This is a genomic window from Actinobacillus succinogenes 130Z (assembly GCF_000017245.1).
Taxonomy (GTDB): domain Bacteria; phylum Pseudomonadota; class Gammaproteobacteria; order Enterobacterales; family Pasteurellaceae; genus Exercitatus; species Exercitatus succinogenes.
In genome coordinates this window covers 167776-188453 of the sequence record NC_009655.1, presented here as the reverse complement: position 1 = coordinate 188453, position 20678 = coordinate 167776, and the positions used below count along the sequence as shown (strand labels likewise).

Genomic DNA, 20678 nt, shown 5'->3' with positions numbered 1-20678 from the left:
CATCATTAATATGTGAGGACAATATGAAATTACTTTCTAAATCAATCAAAGCTATCCTTTCAGTGGGTTTATTAGGATTAGCAATTAACGCTCAAGCAGAAACGGAAATCATGGTTGCTTATGGTAACCAGCCTGGCGAACCTATCGATAAAGCAATGCACTTTTGGGCGGACAAAGTCAAAGAAAAGTCTAATGGCGACATCGTATTTAAATTGTTTCCATCGAGCCAATTAGGTAGTGAAACTGAGGTATTGGAACAGGCAAAATTCGGAGCAAATATTATTACTATCAGTGATTACGGCGCATTAATGGATATTGTGCCTGATCTTGGTGTTATTAATGCGCCGTATATTAGCCAATCATTTGAGAAAAAATCTAAGTTATTACATTCTGACTGGTTTAAAGATTTAAGCGATAAATTAGATCAACATGATATTCATATTATCGTTCCTGATGTAATTTATGGTACGCGTCATTTATTAACAAAGAAACCGGTAACAAAACCAAGTGACCTTAAAGGTATGAAAGTCCGTGTTCAACATTCACGCTTGTTCTTACAAACGATTAACGCGATGGGTGGGGTTCCGACACCGATGTCATTATCTGATGTTTACCCCGGCTTATCCGAAGGGATTATTGACGGTTTAGAAAATCCTACTGTTGTATTATTCGGTGGGAAGTTTTTTGAAGTCGCTAAAAATCTGAATTTAACTGCTCATACTAAACACATGTCTCCATTTGTGGCTGGTACGGCATTTTGGAATAACTTAACGCCGGAACAACAAAAGATTATTGTAGATGCAAGTCGTGAAATGGTGACTTATGGTGGAGGATTAATTGAACAGGCTGAAAATGAAGCATTGGAAAATTTGAAGAAAGCGGGTGTAACGGTTAACGATGTCGATTTGCCGGCTTTCGAAGCATCTGTTGCCGATGTTATTTCCACAGGATTCCCTGAATGGTCACCAAATCTTTATAAAAATGTTCAGGAAAAACTTTCTCAATTTTGACCGCACTTATGGCGTTCAGCTAGCTGAACGCCATTCTATATAGAGGTTTTGTTATGTCTAAACCAACAATTAAAAAGAAATTTTGGCTAAGTGATATTGATGAAATATTAGCATCATTTTTCTTAGCGTTAATTGTTCTGTTATCGGGTTACGGCGTAGTTATGAGATATTTTTTAAATACTCCTAGTGCCTGGGTAGAAGAAATCTGTGTCGTATTTTTTATTTGGTTTACATTTTTGGCATCAAGCGCCTTATGTAAAAACAATGAATTGATTCGCATTGATTATCTATTAACTAAAATTCCGAACAAGATAGCAAATTTCATAGACGGAGTGATTCAACCCTTAATCATGATTTTTTGTTTGGGATTTATGATTTATTGGGGATTTAAATTATTACCAATGTCGAAAATGCGTTTCACACCGGCATTACAAATTTCTTATGTCTATATTTATGCCATCATTCCGATTAGTGCATTATTTATGCTTTATTATGAATTAAGAAAAATTGCTTATTACTTCAAACTTAGTAATAAGGGGGATTAATTATGGACGTTATTATTCCTATTTCTATTCTATTGTTTCTCTTTGTTATTGGAACACCGGTCGCTTTCTGTATTTTTTGTTCAACATTAATCTATTTTTTAATGAGTAATTTACCTATGGTAATGTTGATTCAACGACTAGCTGGCGGTTTGGAAAGCGTTACTTTACTTGCGATTCCTTTCTTCATTATGGCTGGAGTATTTATGAATCACACAGGGATTAGTGAACGATTACTCAAGTTTTGTGAAGTATTAACGGGGCATATGAGTGGCGGTTTGGCTCAGGTTAATGTCGCATTGAGCACATTAATGGGCGGTTTATCCGGTTCGAATATTGCGGATGCCGCAATGAACTCGAAATTACTTGTACCTCAAATGGTTGCGCGTGGTTATAGTGCTTCATTTTCTGCAGCCGTAACAGCTGCCGGATCGCTCATTACCCCTATTATTCCGCCCGGTATAGCGATGATTATTTATGGTTATGTCAATAATGTTTCTATTGGGCGTTTATTTTTAGCGGGTATTGTCCCCGGAACCCTGCTTTGTATCATGATGATGGTTTTGGTTTCCATTATTTCTAAAAAGCGAGGTTATTTGCCTATTCGAGAAAAGCGTGCAAGCTGTAAAGAAATCATTGTTTCGGCTAAAGATGCGGTATTGGCTCTTTTACTGCCAATTATCATTATTGGCGGTATTCGAATGGGGATTTTTACACCTACTGAGGCTGGGGCTGTTGCGGTGATTTATGCATTAATACTAGGCATGTTTATTTATCGCAATATGGATTTGAAAAAACTTTGGCTGGCAACCCGAGAATCGGCATTAGGCGCGGCGAACGTATTGTTAATAATCTGTGTCGCCGTAGCATTCTCAAAATTCTTGACTTGGGAGCGTGTGCCGCAAACTCTTGCGAGCTGGATGACAACAGTGGTTGATAGTCCGATTACGTTCTTAATGCTGGTTAATGTTGCTTTATTGATTTTAGGTATGTTTTTAGAAGGTAATGCGATCATGATCGTATTGGCGCCGTTACTTGCGCCAATTGCACATTCATTTGGCATTGATCCTATTCATTTCGGTATTGTTTTTATTTTCAACGGGGCAATTGGGACGATTACGCCTCCATTAGGAACCGTAATGTTTACAACGTGTTCTATTACCGAAGTTCCTATTGAGAAATTTATCAAAGATGTCTTACCGTTTTGGGGACTCCTTATATTGGAACTCATTCTATTAACTTATATTCCGACAATCACCACTTGGCTGCCTAATTTAGTTTATGGCGTAGCACAATAATTCGTAGTAAGGATAAATAAAATGAAACAATTAAACAGAACTAATCACCCAGGCCGCCAATATCCGACAAAAATCATCCAATTCGGTGAAGGTAATTTTTTACGTGCCTTTATCGACTGGCAAATCGATATTTTAAATGAAAAAACGGATTTGAATGCGGGCGTAACAATTGTCCGTCCGATTAATACGGATTTTCCGCCGTCATTAAATACGCAAGACGGGCTTTACACGACTATTATTCGCGGGTTAGATGAAAACGGTAATAAAGTTAAAGAAACCCGTATTATTCGTTCGGTTAATAATGAAATCAATATTTATCAAAGTTACGACGAATATTTGCAGTTAGCGCATAATTTAGACATTAAATTTATTTTCTCCAACACCACTGAAGCGGGCATCAGTTATCATTCGGGCGATAAATTCGACGACCGTCCGCAAGTGAGTTATCCGGCAAAACTCACCCGTTTATTATACGAACGTTTCACTGCGGCGAACGGTGATAAAGATAAGGGGTTTATTTTATTGCCTTGCGAATTAATTGATTATAACGGTGAACAGCTTAAAGAACTGGTATTTAAATATGCCGAAGAATGGCAACTTTCCGCCGCTTTTTTGGAATGGTTGGAAGCCGCCAATACTTTTTGTTCGACCTTGGTGGATCGCATTGTCACCGGCTATCCGCGTGTCGAAGCGGCGCAATTGGAAGCGGAACTGGGCTATAACGATACTTTCTTGGATACCGCCGAACATTTTTATTTATTTGTGATTCAGGGGCCGCAGTCGCTGGCGCAATTATTGCGTTTAGACCAAGCGGATTTAAACGTCTTAATCGTAGATGACATTAAACCGTACAAAGAACGTAAAGTGGCGATTTTAAACGGCGCCCATACCGCATTGGTGCCGGTGGCTTATCTGGCAGGCGTGAATACGGTGGGAGAGGCGATGAATGATGCGGAACTTTGTCGTTTTGTGCAACACACTATGGATAAGGAAATTATTCCGGTCCTTTCTTTGCCGAAAGACGAATTGCAACAATTTGCCGACGCGGTCATTAAGCGTTTCCAAAATCCGTTTATTCAGCATCAGTTGTTATCTATTTCCTTGAACAGTATGACAAAATACCGCACCCGTAATCTGCCGCAATTGATCACTTATGCGGAAAAATTCGGTAAATTACCGCCGCACTTAACCTTTGCTTTAGCGGCGCTGATTGCCTTTTATCGCGGCGAGCGGGACGGGCAGGCGATTCCGTTGCAGGATGACGAACATTGGTTGACGAATTTCAAAACCTGGTGGCAGGAAGCGGATGCCGGCGAAATTTCTTTATTCCAATTGGTTCACCGCGTGCTGAAACAGGCGGAACATTGGGAGCGGGATTTAACCGCAATCCCGCAGTTGACGGAAACCGTTACCCGACAATTGGAAAGCATTTTAGACAAAGGTATGCGTCAAGCCCTTCGTGAATATTGTGCCGACTAAGCGGAGATTTGATATGAAGCAGTTTATCAAAATCCAGCGACAGGATAACGTAGCGGTGGCATTGCAGGATTTATCCGCCGGCACGTTGTTAGATGTTGACGGACAACAAATCGAATTAAAATCGGATATCGGGCGGGGACATAAATTCGCGTTGAACGCCATTGCCGAAAATCAGGATGTGATTAAATACGGTTATCCGATCGGTCATGCATTGTGTGATATTGCAACGGGCGAACATATTCATACTCATAATGTAAAAACCAATCTGAAAGATATTAATGATTATAAATATTCGCCGGAATCGACCGCACTTTCTGCGCAAATGCCGGATCGCGAGGTGCGGATTTATCGCCGTAAAAACGGCGGTATCGGCATCCGTAACGAACTTTGGATTGTACCGACCGTAGGATGTGTGGTGGGCATTGCCAATTTAATTAAAAAGCGTTTTATGCAGCTTAACGATTTAAGCGATATTGACGGCGTATTCACCTTTAATCACAGTTACGGCTGTTCTCAATTAGGCGATGACCACCAAAACACCAAAACAATGCTGCAAAATATGGTGAAACATCCTAATGCGGGCGCGGTTTTGGTGATTGGCTTGGGGTGTGAAAACAATCAGGTCGGCGCGTTTAAAGAAAGTCTGGGCGAACATGATGAAAATCGTGTGAAATTTATGGTTTCACAGCACTATGATGATGAGGTCGAACAGGGCGTCGAGCTTTTACAGCAGCTTTATCAGGCAATGCGTCAGGATCGCCGTGAAAGCGGTAAATTAAGTGAAGTGAAATTCGGTTTGGAATGCGGTGGCTCCGACGGTTTTTCCGGCATTACGGCAAATCCGATGCTGGGTCGTTTTTCCGATTATGTCATTAGTCACGGCGGCACGACAGTGCTTACGGAAGTGCCGGAAATGTTCGGGGCGGAACGTATTCTGATGAGCCATTGCAAAGATAAAAATATCTTCCAAAAAACCGTGGATATGGTGAATGATTTCAAAAAATACTTTATTGAGCATAACCAGCCTATTTATGAAAATCCGTCGCCGGGTAATAAAGCGGGGGGCATTACCACGCTGGAAGATAAATCTCTCGGCTGCACGCAAAAAGCGGGACACAGCCAAGTGGTGGATGTACTGAAATATGGCGAACGATTGAAAGTTCAGGGGTTGAATCTGTTGAGTGCGCCCGGTAATGATGCCGTGGCGACCAGCGCATTAGCCGGAGCGGGTTGCCATATGGTATTGTTCAGCACGGGGCGCGGTACGCCTTACGGCGGTTTTGTGCCGACCATGAAAATTGCCACCAACAGCGAGCTGGCTCATAAGAAAAAACATTGGATCGATTTTGACGCTGGGCGTTTGGTTTATGATGTGGGCATGGATGAATTATTGAACGATTTCATTAACTTAGTGGTGGAAACCGTAAACGGCAAGCCCACTAAAAATGAAATTAACGAATTCCGCGAACTAGCGATTTTCAAAAGCGGTGTGACGCTTTAAGGGAAGAGACAATGAAAAAACTCGCTCTAATCGGAGAATGCATGATAGAGCTGAACGGCGAGCCGTTCGGCACTATGCGTCAGACTTACGGCGGCGATACGCTGAATACGGCGACTTATGTGGCGCGCGTCAGCTCGCCCGAACGGATTCAGGTATGTTACGTATCCGCCTTGGGCACGGATAAATTGAGTCAGGGCATGATTGACCGCTGGCAGGGGGACGGCATTCAGACGGATTGGGTGCTGCGCGATAAAAACCGTTCCGCCGGTCTGTATCTGATTCAGCTGGACAAACAAGGCGAACGGACGTTTTTATATTGGCGCAACCAATCCGCCGCCCGTTACTTGCTGCAACACCCGGATTATCCTCAGGTTCTCTCCGCCCTGAAAAGTGCGGACATGATTTATTTAAGCGGCATCAGTCTGGCAATCTTGCCGGAAAACGACCGCACTTTGCTGATTGCACAATTGCGCGAATTGAAAAAAGCCGGCGTGGAAATCGCCTTCGACAGCAACTTCCGTCCGAAATTATGGGACAGCCTCGCACAGGCGCAAGCCTGTTATCGAGCCTTGTTACCGTTAGTGGATGTGGCGTTAGTCACCTTTGACGACGAAGAAATGCTGTGGTCGGATACGGACGAACAAGCCACTATCACCCGCTTGTCCGCCTTCGATATTCCGAAAATCATCGTAAAACAAGGCAGTCTGGGTGCCACGATTTGTGAAAACGGCACGCAGACCTTCGTTCCGACGATTCCCGTCGAAAACGTAACGGACACCACTTCCGCCGGCGATTCCTTCAACGCCGGTTTTCTGGCGGGCTATTTACAGGGCAAACCGTTGACCGTTTGTTGCGAGCAAGGTAACCGACTGGCGGGCATCGTGATTCAACATAAAGGCGCGATAATCGACCCTGCCGCCACCGAAGCGTTACGCGCAGCGTTTAATTAAATACAAGATAGAAAAATTAAGGACGGATTATGGCTTACAGCACCGAACAAATTATCGAAAAACTCAGCCGACTGAAAGTGGTCCCGGTGATAGCCGTGGATGAGGCGAAGGACATTATTCCCTTAGTGCAAACCTTATCGGACAACGGTTTACCGGTGGCGGAAATCACCTTCCGTTCGGCGGCGGGTGAAGAAGCGATTCGGTTAACCCGTCAGCATTTTCCCGACGTACTGATTGCGGCAGGAACCGTGCTGACCCCGGCACAAGCGGTGGCGGCTAAAAACGCCGGCGCGGATTGCATTGTGACGCCGGGATTTAACCCGAATATCGTCAGACTTTGCCAAGCGTTGGACTTACCCGTTACGCCGGGGGTCAACAACCCGATGGCGATTGAAGCGGCATTGGAATTAGGCGTGAAGGCGGTGAAATTCTTCCCGGCGGAAGCCAGCGGCGGGGTGAATATGATTAAAGCGTTGCTCGGACCTTATGCAAACCTGCAGATTATGCCGACGGGCGGCATTTCGCCTTCGAACATCAAAGATTATCTCGCCGTTCCGAACGTTGTGGCCTGCGGCGGTTCCTGGTTTGTGGATAAGGCGCTGATTAAGTCGCAGAACTGGGATGAAATCGGGCGCTTGGTACGCGAAGCGGTGGAATTGGTCAGCTAAAACCGTGTTAAAACAATAACCGGAGAAACCGGTCAGGGCGACGATAAGAACCGCTGGAGAGAAGAACGCTCATTCGGTTCTTGTTCGGTTGGGGTGCAGCCGGGGCAAATTGAAACGGTTGAAAAACGTTGAAAAAATTGACCGCACTTTTGTGCGGTCAATGCTTTTAAGTGTAATTATTTTTCAAAAAAGACTTTTTTCAGTCCCATTTCCAGACCGCGGAATTCGGCTAAACCTTTCAAACGACCGATTGCCGAATAACCCGGGTTGGTTTTTTTCTTCAAGTCGTCCAGCATTTGATGACCGTGATCCGGACGCATCGGAATCAGGCGGGTATCACCGTCGGCTTTACGGCGGTATTCTTCCGTTAATAGGGCCTTAACCACATTAAACATATCCACGTCACCCTGTAAATGCGCGGCTTCATGGAATGTCAGCGGATTATCTTCACGGCAGGTGGAACGTAAATGCGCGAAATAAATGCGATCGCCGAATCTTTCGGTCATTTTGACTAAGTCGTTATCCGCCCGGACTCCGTAAGAACCGGTACACATGGTGAATCCGTTCGCCGGTAAATCACAGGTATCTACGTACCATTGCATATCTTCAATAGTCGAAACGATTCGTGGTAAACCTAAAATCGGACGCGGCGGGTCATCCGGGTGAACCGCCATTTTTATGCCGACTTCCTGCGCTACCGGAATGACTTCATTTAAGAAATAAGCCAAGTGGGTGCGGAATTTTTCCGGCGAAATGTCTTTATAGCGATCGAGTTGCCCTTGGAATTCTTCTAAGGTGTAGCCTTCTTCGGCACCCGGCAATCCGGCGATAATGTTGGCGGTCAGCTGTTTGATATCCGCTTCCGTCATGTTGTCGAAATAAGCTTTCGCCGCTTTTTGTTCTTCTTCGGTGTAAGCCTGTTCTGCTCCCGGGCGTTTTAAAATATGTAATTCAAAAGCCGCAAAGGCAATTTGATCAAAACGCAATGCTTTTGAACCGTCCGGCAATTCATAGGCGAGATCGGTACGCGTCCAGTCTAAAACCGGCATGAAGTTGTAACAAACCGTATCAATGCCGCATTGGGCAAGATTACGTAAGGTTTGTTTATAATTTTCGATCCATGTTTTGTAATCGCCCGTTTGGGTTTTGATTTCTTCGTGGACCGGCACGCTTTCCACTACGGACCAGGTGAGTCCCGCCGCTTCAATAATCGCTTTACGTTTTTCGATTTCTTCGATACTCCAAACTTGCCCGTTCGGAATATGATGCAGTGCGTTTACGATACCGGTTGCGCCGGCTTGGCGGATGTCTGCTAAAGATACCGGATCATTCGGTCCGTACCAACGCCATGTTTGTTCCATAAAAACTCCTTATTTAATCGTTTATTTAAAGCCCGACAACCACCGGATTTACGTTAAACAAGAAACCGTCAAAATTCGGGTCTTCGATATCCGATAATTCGAACAGCGTTTGTTTTACGTTTTCTAAGTGTTGCCACATCGCTTTTTTTGCAAGTGCCGGATTTTTCCGTTGAATTCCGTTTAAAATATTTTCGTGATCCTGAAGCCAGAATTTGCGGTATTCCTGATCAGTAATATGGGCGTGCAGCCCCTGCCACATAGACGAGTTCGTCCGGTATTTCCAAAGCTCTTTTTGCAGTTTTATCAGCACTTCATTTTGTGTGATTTCGGCAATGGCGCAATGAAACTCTTCGTCGGCCGTATAATCTTTATCATCTTCGGCCAGCGTCATTCGCTCTTTATTTAAGATTTGTTTTAATCTCAAAATATCGTTACGGGTCGCTTGGATAGCGGCGAATTCAGCAATGCCGCTTTCCAGTAATTGTCTTGCCTGTAATAGTTCGAAAGGACCGACGTCTTCGTAAGATTCGTCCGGATGTTCCTCCGAAGTCAGCGGCATATTGATCACGTATACGCCGGAACCTTTTCGCACTTCCACTAAATTTTCCAGCTCAAGCATAATGATGGCTTCACGGACCACCGTACGGCTGACGTTCATTTTTTCTGCCAGATCCCGCTCGGGCGGCAATCTTTCGCCGATTTGGTAAAGACCGTCGATTAATTCCTGTTTTAAGATTGAGCCGATTTTTTTATAGGAGCGTAATTCTGCATTTTCAGCCATAATTAAATCTCTCGGATGTTTTCTAAGCTTAATTCGGTACCCGGTCGGAATTCATTGCCGTTTACCAGAAACGTTCTTGTTTCGTTTGCCGGTAAAGTCAATTTTAATGCCTGATAGGCGGGTTTCCAATTCCCTTGTTTCCGAATATCCATATAAACCGTATCTTGCGTACTGCCTAATGTGATATTTAATTGTAAATATTCACCTTTTTGATATTGATAAGTTAAACCGTCATCGTCAAAAATTGAGCATTGGAGTTCGCCGTCCTGTTTTAACGGATAAACGGCAAGTTGTCTTGCGGTATCCGCTTCCGGTTTGCTATAAGCGGTACGTTCGGACATCGGAATGACGGTTCCCGCTTTAACGAATAACGGAATACGTTCTAACGGTGCGTCGACATTAATTTTTTGACCGGGTTCATAGTAAGTATGGTGGTAAAAATCGTACCAGCCCGCATGATTTTGCGGTAAATACACTTCACGATTTCGTTGCCCTTTTTCTACTACGGAAGCTACGAGCAACTCTCTGCCGAAGAGATAATCATCGGTTTCGGCGTAAGTATTTGCATCGTTTTCGTGATCTAAGAACGTTGGTCGCAACATCGGTTCAAGTTGTTTATGTGACTGCCAGAAAATATTGTAGATATAAGGCATTAATCTATAACGCAGTTTAATGGTGTCGCGAATGATATTCGTCACTTCCGGATACATCCAAGGTTCGTTTACCGTTTTGTCGTCATTCCATGAATGGATGGTAAAACGCGGGTGAAAAATGCCGTTTTGTACCCAACGTACAAACAATTCGGGTTCCGGTTTGTCGCCCGCGAAACCGCCTACGTCATGACCTACGTTATACAAACCAGACAAGCTCATCCCTAATCCCATACGAATGTTATAGCGTAAGGTATTCCAGCCGGTACGGTTGTCACCCGACCAGGTTTGTACGTAACGGTTCATACCGGCGCAACCGGAACGGGAAATTAAGTACGGACGTTCGTTCGGCGCAAATTCTTTTTGTGCTTCGTAAGACGAACGCATCATTAATAGGGGGTGTAGTGCGCGAATGAGGTTAATCGGAATTTCTTTACCGAAGCCCGCGCATTTGGCTTGTTCGTCCCAAATTTCATATTCGTTGTTATCATTCCACGTAGAGCCGATACCGCGTTCCAATAACTGTTCTTTAACGTTATCTTTCCACCATTTTACCGTCGCGGGGTTGGTAAAGTCTAAATGCGAACCTTCATCGTCCCAAAAGACGGAGCGCTCGGGCAAACCCGTTTCACTGTCTTTAATAAATAAACCCAACGTTTCCGCTTCTTTATAACGAGGATGATCCTGCAACATACAAGGTTTAATGTTGGCCGCCAGATGCATACCGGCTTCGCGGAAATGCGCCGACATTTTCAGCGGTTCCGGAATTTTATCGTAATTCCAGTTGAATACATAACGTTTGCCGTTAATTGAAGTATAGCCTGATGATAATTGAAACGAGTCGCACGGAATATCGTGTTGTTTACATAGGTCTACGAATTTTTTGAGTTGTTCCTGCGCATCATCGGCATCGGTATAACTCATTGTGGAACCGCTGTAACCCAGCCCCCAACGGGGACCGAAGATTGTTCCGCCCGTAAGTGCGGTGTATTTTTTGGTAACGTCCAAGGTACTCGGTCCGAGAATGACATAGTAATCCATATCCCCGTCTTCTGCGCGGTAGCTTTTATAAGCGGTATGATAGTTATCCAATTCGTTGCCTAAATCAAACCAGCATTGAGCGAGGTTATCGTAATAAATGCCGTAGCTTACGTCGTTTTTACGGGTAATATAGAACGGAATATGTTTGTATAACGGGTCGGTTTTTTCTGCGTTATAACCCATTGCGTCGAGATTACGCATCTCAAACCGACGACCTTTACGGTTCAAATCCCCCGCTTTTTCGCCCAAACCGTAGCAGTTTTCGTCAAGGCTACGGGCAATGAAGTGAGCGATTTTATCGTTGCTGACACCAAACTGATATGCCCCTGTTTTACGTTCTTGCATCAGAGGCAGCCATTCGTCTTCTTTTTTATAAAACCATTCCAATGCGAGCGGTTGATTTATGCGAATTTTTAGCAAATCAGTCGCTACCTCAATCACATCGTTAGTAAAATTCAATTGATAATTTGGTAATGAAAATCCTGCGGTTGAAATACGATCACGTCCTTCAAACGGCACATCTTCCTGATTGGGTGCAATCGCCCAAGTGCGGTCTAATTTGAAGGCGTTTTTGTGTGTGAATGCAACGCGGATAACGTCCTGTTCCAGAACGAATATATGCATAATATAATCGCGTTCGCACTGAATATCTACGCGGTTTCCTTCTTGTCTTAAAAACTGAGCGCTTTTTAACGTTTTCATCGTATATCCTTTAATAGCCAAGTAATGTTTGCGGTAACCATAAGCTTAACTGCGGAACGAATGTCACCAAAAATAAGGTTAAAATTAACATAGCGTAAAACGGTAGTAACGGTCTGATGACTTTATCGATTTTTACGCCGGCTACGGAACAACCGACAAATAAAGTTGAGCCTACCGGCGGCGTACAGATGCCGATTGATAAGTTAAATGCCATTAAAATACCGAAATGCACCGGATCCATGCCTAATTCGGTTACGATCGGTAAGAAAATCGGCGTAAAGATTAACAGGGCGGGCGTCATATCCATAAAGGTACCCACGATTAATAATGTTAAGTTAATGATTAATAAAATTACAATCGGATTGTCCGAAACGCTTAATAAGGCATCGCTGATGGTATAAGGAATATCCGCATTCGCCATTGCCCAGGACATTCCCATTGAGGCACCGATTAACAGTAATACGATAGAGGTGGTGGTCATGGCATCCAGAATAATCCGGGGTAATTCTTTCAGCGAGATTTCTTTATAAATAATCATGGACAGAATCAGGGTATAAACTACGGCGATCGCAGAAGCTTCCGTTGCGGTAAAAATACCGGCAATAATACCGCCGATGATAACGACCACCAGCCCTAAACTCGGCAATGCGTCTAAAGTACGATGCGTCACTTCTTTAAAAGTCGGTTTCGGTGAAACGGGATATTTGTTTTTTTTCGCAATAAAATAGGCGATGCTCATAATACCCAAACCCATTAAAATTCCCGGAATATAGCCCGCTAAAAATAATGCGCCGATTGATGTGCCGCCAGAAATCAATGAGTAAACGATAAAAGTATTGCTCGGCGGAATTAACAGACCCGTCGGCGAAGAGGTAATATTTACTGCGGCGGAAAACGCCGGATCATAACCTTCTTTTTTTTGCAGCGGCGCCATTGTGCCGCCTACTGCCGCCGCCGCTGCCACCGCAGAACCGGAAATGGAACCGAACATCATGTTGGCGAGTACATTCACATGCGCTAACGAACCCGGCAAGCGACCGCCCAATACTTTGGCAAATTCGATTAAACGTAAAGCAATACCTCCGCGGTTCATAATGTTACCGGCCAAAATAAAGAACGGAATGGCTAGCAGTGAAAAACTGTCTAAGCCCGATGCCATCTTTTGAGAAATAACGGTAATTGCCGATTCCATCGGAAGGGCAAGCAAAATGGTTAAAAGCGATGATACGCCGATAGCGAAAGAAATTGGTACACCAATGGCAAGGAAAAAGAAAAAACTGCCCGCTAATGTGAGAATTGTTGTCCATTCCATGAGAGACTCCTTTAATTCTGACCTGAAAACTGACGAATGTCAGCGATAAAATCCCGCACTAAAAAGACGAGCATAAAGAATCCGCTAACGGGAAGCGCCAGATAAACCAATCCCATTTGGATTCCCAATACGGGAGAGACCTGACCGGCGGCTATCGTATCGAGAACCAGTTTCATTCCGCCGTAACACATGATTACGACAATAAAAAATATACTGATAGTATTGATAACCAGTTGAAGAAATGCCTGTTTTTTAGGGCTTTTTTCGAGTTTCATCAACAACAGATCAATGGCAAGGTGTTTCTTTTTCCCTAATCCGTAAGCCGCTCCGACTAATCCGACCCAAATAAAAAGAAAGCGTGCCAATTCGTCCGTTACCGTACTCGGATCATTCAGTACATAACGTGAAAAAACCTGCCATACGACAGAAACGACGAGCGCCGCACACAGCACAATACAGAAAGCGGCCAGTATACGGTCTAATAGGGATATGAGCCTGGTCATGATATTTTCCTCATATGATTTACAACATGTATACGCATTAATTGGTAAACCAATATACTGATAAATTTATTCAAATAACATTGAAATTTAGTTTTTTTGTTTATTTTGTGATCTTCTTCACAGATTTACATAAAACATATAGAGCCAATTATTAAATCGGTATACCATTTTATCCGATAATAGGAACGAGAGCCTATTATCCCCACCGTTTCACCAAATTTTGTATGGAGATAAGCTTATGTTTATGAAGAAAAATGTCCTTACCCTAGCGATAAGCGGCTTAGTGGCGGCGACGATGTCCCTTTCCGTGTCGGCCAAAACAACGTTAAAATTAAGTCATAACAATGATAAAACACACCCGGTTCATATTTCTATGCAGGCTATGGCGGATGAAGTCAAAAAAGCAACTGACGGTGAAGTGGTTGTTCGTATTTATCCGAACAGTCAATTAGGTAATCAACGCGAATCCATGGAATTAATTCAATCGGGTTCTCTTGATATGGCAAAAACCAATGCCAGTGAATTAGAAGCGTTCGAACCTGTTTACGGTGCGTTTAATGTTCCGTATTTATTTAAGGATACCGAACATTATTACAAAGTACTGAAAGATCCTGAAATCGGCGGGAAAATTCTGGATTCTACAAAAGGCAAAGGATTTGTCGGGTTAACTTATTACGATGCGGGATCCCGTAGTTTTTACGCTAAAAAGCCGATTAAAACTCCTGCGGATTTAAAAGGGCTGAAAGTTCGCGTACAACCTAGTCCGAGTGCATTGGAAATGATGAAATTAATGGGGGCGTCCGCAACACCGTTGGCATTCGGTGAACTCTATACTGCGCTTCAACAGGGCGTCGTAGATGCGGCGGAAAATAACCCGACGGCCTTAACATTAATGCGTCACGGTGAAGTGGCGAAATTTTATAGCGAAGACGAACACACAATTATCCCGGATGTCTTGTTAATAAGTGAAAAATCCTGGGCAAAACTCACTCCGGAACAGCAAAAAATAGTGAAGGACGCAGCGGATAATTCAATGATGAGCCATAAAGATCTTTGGGCTAAGGCAACTGAAGAAGAAATTCAGAAAGCAAAAGATACGATGGGAGTTGAGTTCGTAAAAGTGGAAAAACAACCGTTTGTGGATGCGGTGAAACCGATGCATGATAAGGCGCTTGCCGATCCGGTCATTGGTCCGATGGTACAAAAAATTGATGCCGCACGATAATAGGGCTATTAGGGTATGATAATCCATGCCCTTTTATTTTGAGGTTCGGAGAAAATAAAATGACGTTAGCCGGAAGTCATCGTTTTAACGATAAAGCGGTGGTATTTACGGAAAGCGGTGAGTGCTTGGTACTTATTTTGCCGGATAAGCAGCCAAAACGGGTGCACATAAAATTTTAACCGATATGCCTACGGGAGATTTCGCCGAAACGAGACCATTAATAGGAGGTATGCGGGTACTTCGAACAGCATTGTTTTTCCTATTGACGGCGGCATCTCTGCTTATAGCGGCGTGTAAGGAGTAACAAATGAAACAATTTATGGATGAGGATTTTTTACTGTCTAATGATGTGGCGCGTACGCTTTATTTCGATTATGCGAAAGATCAGCCGATTTTCGATTATCATTGCCATTTACCGCCTAAAGAGATTGCGGAGAATCGTTTATTTAAGGATTTAACCGAAATCTGGTTAGCGGGCGACCATTATAAATGGCGAGCCATGCGTTCGGCGGGGTTTGATGAAAATGTGATTACGGGCAATGCTTCCGCTTATGAAAAATATCAGGCTTGGGCGAAAACCGTACCGCTTTGTATCGGCAATCCGATTTATCACTGGACGCATTTAGAACTGCGTCGTCCGTTTGGGATTACCGATACCTTGTTCGGACCTCAAAGTGCGGACAAAATTTGGCAAGAATGTAATGAATTGTTACAACAACCCGAATTTTCCGCTCGCGGTATTATGCGGCGGATGAACGTGAAATTTTCCGGCACAACGGATGATCCGATTGACAGCCTTGAGTATCACAAAGCTATTGCGGAAGATAACGCTTTTGATATTGAGGTCGCGCCGAGCTGGCGTCCGGATAAAGCGGTTAAAATCGAATTAGACCAATTTAACGATTATCTGGAACAGCTGGAACGGGTTTCCGACACCGACATTAACAGCTTCGACGCATTGAAAAAAGCGCTTCTCAAACGTTTGGAGCATTTTGATCAACATGGTTGTAAATCGGCGGATCACGGTATGGAAATCGTACGTTTTGCGCCGATTCCCGATGAAAAAGAATTGGATCGTATTTTACGATTACGCCGTAGTAATCAGGCGTTGACGGAATTACAAATCAATCAATATTCGACCGCACTTTTAGTATGGTTAGGTACCGAATATTGCAAGCGTAACTGGGCTATGCAAATGCATATTGGTGCCTTGCGCAATAACAATACCCGTATGTTCAAGCTGCTCGGTGCGGATGCGGGATTCGATTCTATTGCCGACCGCACTTTTGCGGAACCGCTTTCTCGTCTGTTGGATACGATGGATCAAAACGACGAATTGCCGAAAACCATTTTGTATTGCCTGAATCCTCGGGACAACGAAATGATCGCTACGATGATCGGTAACTTCCAAACGGGAGGAGTCGCCGGAAAAATCCAGTTCGGTTCGGGTTGGTGGTTTAATGATCAGAAAGACGGTATGGAACGTCAGTTACAGCAACTTTCACAGCTTGGTTTATTGAGTCAATTCGTGGGTATGTTGACGGATTCGCGCAGTTTCTTGTCTTACACCCGACACGAATATTTCCGTCGGATTTTATGCGAGATGGTGGGTAAATGGGTGGTCAACGGCGAAGCCCCGAATGATATGAATCTGCTTGGAAATATGGTGAAAAATATCTGTTATAACAACGCGAAAAGTTATTTCAAATAAGGGAAAATTTGACCGCACTTCCGGGTTCCGACTAAAAAGGCGTGATTCAACGCCTTTTTAATCGCCGTTTTTACAGTAACGGGCTGACCAGCCGTACGATATTTTCCACCAGCCCCCACCATTTTTGTCGGAACAGCCGGTCCATTTCGTTAATGTAACGGCTGTCGGCTAAGTATTGTTGTTGCAACGCGGCGATTTGGGTCGTCATATCCCGATTGTAAATCGCCAGACTGATTTCAAGATTCAGGAAAAAGCTGCGCATATCCATATTAACGGTGCCGAACAGGCTGAAATCATCATCGATTACCAGGGTTTTGGCATGTAATAATCCCGCTTTAAATTGCGCGATTTTAATGCCGTGTTTCAGTAATAACGGAAAATAAGCCCGTGAAGCGTAGCGCACCATGAAGGAATCCACTTTTTCCGGCAAAATCAGCGTGACGTCCACACCGCGTCGCGCCGCGGTGGTGAGAGCTATCAGCAGCGGTTCGTTCGGTACAAAATACGGCGTAGTAATCACAATCCGTTTGGTGGCGGCGTGAATGGCGCACAGAATGGTTTCGTAAATAATACTTTCATCTTGTTCCGGTGCCGAGGGAATCACCTGAGCAGTGATATCGCCCGCAGCGGCCGGGATTCTTTCCATATCCGTTTGTTCGTAACGCAGCAGGTAATGTTGTACCAATTGCAGATTTTCTTCGCTCTCAACGGCGATATCCGCATACAGCACCGCCGCCATTTCCAGTACGACGGCGCCGGTGCAGCGCATCATTACGTCCACCCATTCGCCCACACCGGAATCTTTTTTGAAATAACGGGGATCAATCAGGTTAAAACTGCCGGTGTAACCGATATAGTAATCGACAACCAGAATTTTGCGGTGGTTGCGCAGATCATTGCGGGTATAAAGGGTGCGTAATAACCCGATAGGCAGGGAGGCCTCTACAAATACGCCGGCAGTTTGCAGTTTATTATGCCATCGGCTGCGGAAAAAACGGCTGCTGCCGATGGCGTCCGCCAGAATGACGCAACGTACGCCGCGTTTGGCGGCATCCAGTACCGCTTGTAATAAGGCGTCGATTCTGCCTTCCGGTTCGATAATATAAAAAGCCAACAGGCAGCTTAATTTAGCTTGTTGAATATCGGCAATCATGGCATTGATGATGTCGTCGGTAGAGGTGAGCAGTTGCATGCGGTTATGTTGATTTGCCGCTAATCCGGTAGCTTTTTTTACCATTTTTTCAATGCCTTGATGGGATTCGGGCAGTTCTTTATCCGCACTGAAATGTTGTTCGTCCGTTAAATAATCCGAGGCGAAGTTTTGATAAAATCGAATCATTTCCGTTGTTCGGGCTAAACGGCGTCTGCCGATTCGGGTTTCGCCCACTAGTAAATAAGCTATAATCCCCACCATGGGAAATGCCAGCAAAATCACTAGCCAGGCGAAAGCCGAACCCGTATTGCGCTGACGGTATAATACCCGCACGGCGCAAGCGACGACGACGGTAAAGTGGAGCGCCAGTAATACTTCACTCCAGGTTAACGAAAATGACATATTCCTTCCTTCATCGATAAAATACGAAGCCTTTACTCCAAAGAAAAATGCAGTTCTACCGGATTATGGTCGGAACTGCGTAACGCCGTGCTTTGCGCGGAATGTACGGTGACACCGCGGATAAAAATATTGTCTAACGGATAACCGAAGGCTTTAATCCGTTCATCCGGCGAAAAGTGCACGGCGGTTAAGCCTAAGGAACGGATGAGTGCCTGTAACTGTGCGTTGCGGTTTTTGCTCCATGCATTGAAATCGCCCGTTAACACTACGGCGCCGTGATGTTGCGCTACTAATTGTTTTAAGGTTTCCAACTGGTATTGGTAAGCCGTGGTTTTCCATTCGAAATTGACCAAATGCACGTTCACGATGAGCAGAGACCGGTTTTCCACCGCAAACTGCATTGCCGCCATCACTTTCGGCAGCCGCAGCCAAGGCTCGGGTTGCGCATTGATACAATAACGTTCGGCGCTCAAATCGGATAGATTCAATACGCCCGATTGCTGGTGACGAAACTGAAACGCCAGTGTGTGTAACATGGTTTTAAACCGGGGTAATGTTTGCGGAATATGCTGTAAAGTGGTGGCTTCCTGCAGAAAAACGAATTGTTTGTCTTGCACCAGATTAAGTAAGTCCCTGCGCCATCCGTTATCCGCACCTTTGTGAATATTCCAACTAAGCAGGCGGAATTCGCGTTTTGCCACGGGTTCCGCCAGCGGATTGCGATAACACTGCCAGCGGGTAATATTCTTATCTTTCTCTTTTTCAAATGGCTGTCCCTGCGGGTGCCGGAATAATACTTCCGGTGTTTGATAAAGGGTCAGATTTTTGGTTAAAAACATAGTACCGCCGCCGAATAAAAGCGTAATAATTAAAAAAAATGTGCGTTTTTTCATTTTATGCACAACTTGATAAATGATATCCATCTTAGCAATAAACGGCGTGATTATTCAAATTTTTACCAAATGGCGGGAGTCAAACAAAAAGTGCGGTCAACTTGACCGCACTTTTTCCTTTTTGCAGGGATTTTAGATAAACAGATTCGCAAATAACAAACCCAAACAAATACTGAAGAACATGCTGAGTAAGCCCGGAATCATAAAGCTGTGGTTGAAAATGTATTTACCGATACGGGTGGTGCCGGTAGTATCAAAGTCGATAGAGGCGATAATCGGACCATAGTTCGGAATAAAGAAGTAACCGTTGACCGCTACAAACACCCCGATAAGCACCGGTGCCGGAATGCCCAAGCCGATACCGAGCGGGAACAATGTGGCAACCGTCGCCCCTTGGCTGTTTACCAGCACGGATAATGCGAATAAGGCGAAGGCGAACGCCCATGGTGCGGTGTTGACCAATTCGGATACCATTTCTTTTACTTCGCTCATGTGAGCCTGCATTAAGGTGTCGCCTAACCATGCGATACCGAAGATGGCGATAACCGCACGCATACCGGCATGGAATACGGAACCTTTGGTAATGGCGGTGCCGTCCGGTTTGCAGAAGAAAATGATGAGCGCGCCGATTGAAAGCATGACGATTTCGATAGTATGCGCCATGCCCATTGGTTTACCGTCGAACACCGGACGCAGTGACGGAATCGCCCCCATTAATACGACCAGTAATGCGCCCAATAAGAATAAGGAGACGGAAACTTTAGCGCCGGCGGTGATTTCGACTTCTTCAGGATTGCTGTCCGCATGAATGGATTTTACGTATTCCGGATCTTGCAAACGTTTTTGATATTCCGGATCGTCTTTCAGTTCTTTACCCATTTTGTTCACGAAAATACAGGCGAGACCCAAACCGAGTACGGTTGCCGGAATAGTCACGGAAAGTACGTTACCTAAAGTAATGCCTTGCGGTTCGAGATATGCGACCACGGCAACCACTGCGGCGGCAATCGGACTGGCAACAATGGCGAATTGCGAAGCGATAACCGCCATCGAAAGCGGACGTTCCGGGCGAATACCGTTGTGGCGGCTGACTTCCGCAATAACCGGCAGTACGGAATAAGCTACGTGGCCGGTTCCCGCCAATACCGTGAATGTCCAGGTTACCGCGGGTGCCATAAAGGTGATATATTTCGGATTACGGCGCAGAATGTTGGTGGCGATTTTGATCATGTAATCCAAACCGCCCGCCGCTTGCATAGAAGCTGCGGCGGCAACCACCGCCATAATCATAAACATTACGTCAATCGGCAAACCGGCGGGTTTCAGTCCGAATCCGAAAGATAGGATAGCCAGACCCAAACCGCCGAATACGCCTAAACCTATACCACCGACCCTTGCACCCATCAGGATACAGAGCAATACGATGGCAAATTGGATAATAAACATTGCAGTCATAATTGTTCTCCATAAAAGTTATAAAAAGTAAGCCGCACTTT

17 protein-coding genes are annotated in these 20678 nt (G+C 44.7%); 9 read left to right on the top strand and 8 right to left on the bottom strand.

Annotated features, from left to right (window positions below; all coding sequences use genetic code 11):
- The first annotated feature begins 23 nt into the window (after positions 1-23).
- Genes ASUC_RS00845 through ASUC_RS00815 form a run of 7 tightly spaced genes read left to right on the top strand, consistent with a single transcriptional unit; the run spans position 24 to position 7448 of the window.
- Positions 24-1010, top strand: a complete 987-nt coding sequence (locus tag ASUC_RS00845; protein ID WP_011978814.1) for a C4-dicarboxylate TRAP transporter substrate-binding protein — start codon at positions 24-26, stop codon at positions 1008-1010.
- Positions 1011-1063: 53 nt separating this feature from the next.
- On the top strand, positions 1064-1555 hold the full coding sequence (locus tag ASUC_RS00840) for a TRAP transporter small permease (RefSeq protein ID WP_011978813.1): 492 nt from the start codon (positions 1064-1066) through the stop codon (positions 1553-1555).
- Positions 1556-1557: 2 nt separating this feature from the next.
- A complete protein-coding gene (locus ASUC_RS00835; protein ID WP_011978812.1) occupies positions 1558-2850 on the top strand; it encodes a TRAP transporter large permease in 1293 nt (430 codons plus the stop codon).
- Positions 2851-2871: 21 nt separating this feature from the next.
- Positions 2872-4329: a tagaturonate reductase gene (locus ASUC_RS00830; RefSeq protein ID WP_011978811.1), complete on the top strand. Its 1458-nt coding sequence runs from the start codon at positions 2872-2874 to the stop codon at positions 4327-4329.
- A 13-nt stretch (positions 4330-4342) separates the two neighbouring features.
- On the top strand, positions 4343-5830 hold the full coding sequence (locus ASUC_RS00825) for a UxaA family hydrolase (RefSeq protein WP_011978810.1): 1488 nt from the start codon (positions 4343-4345) through the stop codon (positions 5828-5830).
- A gap of 11 nt (positions 5831-5841) precedes the next feature.
- Complete coding sequence (locus tag ASUC_RS00820; RefSeq protein ID WP_011978809.1) at positions 5842-6780, top strand: sugar kinase; 939 nt, start codon at positions 5842-5844, stop codon at positions 6778-6780.
- A gap of 29 nt (positions 6781-6809) precedes the next feature.
- Positions 6810-7448 (top strand): bifunctional 4-hydroxy-2-oxoglutarate aldolase/2-dehydro-3-deoxy-phosphogluconate aldolase, encoded by a 639-nt coding sequence (locus ASUC_RS00815; protein ID WP_011978808.1) that lies wholly within the window; start codon positions 6810-6812, stop codon positions 7446-7448.
- Between the two features lie 176 nt (positions 7449-7624).
- On the opposite strand, the gene uxuA is transcribed toward ASUC_RS00815, so the two are convergent.
- The 5 genes from uxuA to ASUC_RS00790 are packed head-to-tail and all read right to left on the bottom strand — an operon-like array spanning position 7625 to position 13798.
- The gene (gene uxuA / locus ASUC_RS00810; RefSeq protein WP_011978807.1) at positions 7625-8809 is read right to left on the bottom strand and encodes a mannonate dehydratase; all 1185 of its coding nucleotides are present in this window, start codon (positions 8807-8809) and stop codon (positions 7625-7627) included.
- Between the two features lie 25 nt (positions 8810-8834).
- Positions 8835-9590, bottom strand: coding sequence for a GntR family transcriptional regulator (locus ASUC_RS00805; protein WP_011978806.1), 756 nt, complete (start codon positions 9588-9590; stop codon positions 8835-8837).
- A gap of 2 nt (positions 9591-9592) precedes the next feature.
- On the bottom strand, positions 9593-11983 hold the full coding sequence (locus tag ASUC_RS00800) for a glycoside hydrolase family 31 protein (protein ID WP_011978805.1): 2391 nt from the start codon (positions 11981-11983) through the stop codon (positions 9593-9595).
- A gap of 10 nt (positions 11984-11993) precedes the next feature.
- A complete protein-coding gene (locus ASUC_RS00795; RefSeq protein WP_011978804.1) occupies positions 11994-13295 on the bottom strand; it encodes a TRAP transporter large permease in 1302 nt (433 codons plus the stop codon).
- A gap of 11 nt (positions 13296-13306) precedes the next feature.
- Positions 13307-13798, bottom strand: a complete 492-nt coding sequence (locus ASUC_RS00790) for a TRAP transporter small permease (protein WP_011978803.1) — start codon at positions 13796-13798, stop codon at positions 13307-13309.
- Positions 13799-14036: 238 nt separating this feature from the next.
- Between ASUC_RS00790 and ASUC_RS00785 the strand changes: the two genes are divergently transcribed.
- Positions 14037-15023, top strand: a complete 987-nt coding sequence (locus ASUC_RS00785; protein ID WP_011978802.1) for a TRAP transporter substrate-binding protein — start codon at positions 14037-14039, stop codon at positions 15021-15023.
- Between the two features lie 307 nt (positions 15024-15330).
- Entirely contained in the window at positions 15331-16734 is a 1404-nt protein-coding gene (uxaC, locus tag ASUC_RS00780; protein WP_011978801.1) for a glucuronate isomerase, read from the top strand.
- A gap of 70 nt (positions 16735-16804) precedes the next feature.
- Here the strand turns inward: uxaC and cls are convergent, their stop codons facing one another.
- The 3 genes from cls to ASUC_RS00765 all read right to left on the bottom strand — a co-directional run bounded on the left by cls (position 16805) and on the right by ASUC_RS00765 (position 20637).
- Positions 16805-18289 carry a cardiolipin synthase gene (gene cls, locus ASUC_RS00775; protein WP_011978800.1) on the bottom strand — a complete coding sequence of 495 codons (1485 nt, stop codon included), beginning with the start codon at positions 18287-18289 and terminating at the stop codon, positions 16805-16807.
- Between the two features lie 32 nt (positions 18290-18321).
- Positions 18322-19182 carry an endonuclease/exonuclease/phosphatase family protein gene (locus ASUC_RS00770; protein ID WP_041834686.1) on the bottom strand — a complete coding sequence of 287 codons (861 nt, stop codon included), beginning with the start codon at positions 19180-19182 and terminating at the stop codon, positions 18322-18324.
- A 132-nt stretch (positions 19183-19314) separates the two neighbouring features.
- Positions 19315-20637, bottom strand: coding sequence for an anaerobic C4-dicarboxylate transporter (locus ASUC_RS00765; protein ID WP_011978798.1), 1323 nt, complete (start codon positions 20635-20637; stop codon positions 19315-19317).
- Positions 20638-20678 lie beyond the last annotated feature (41 nt).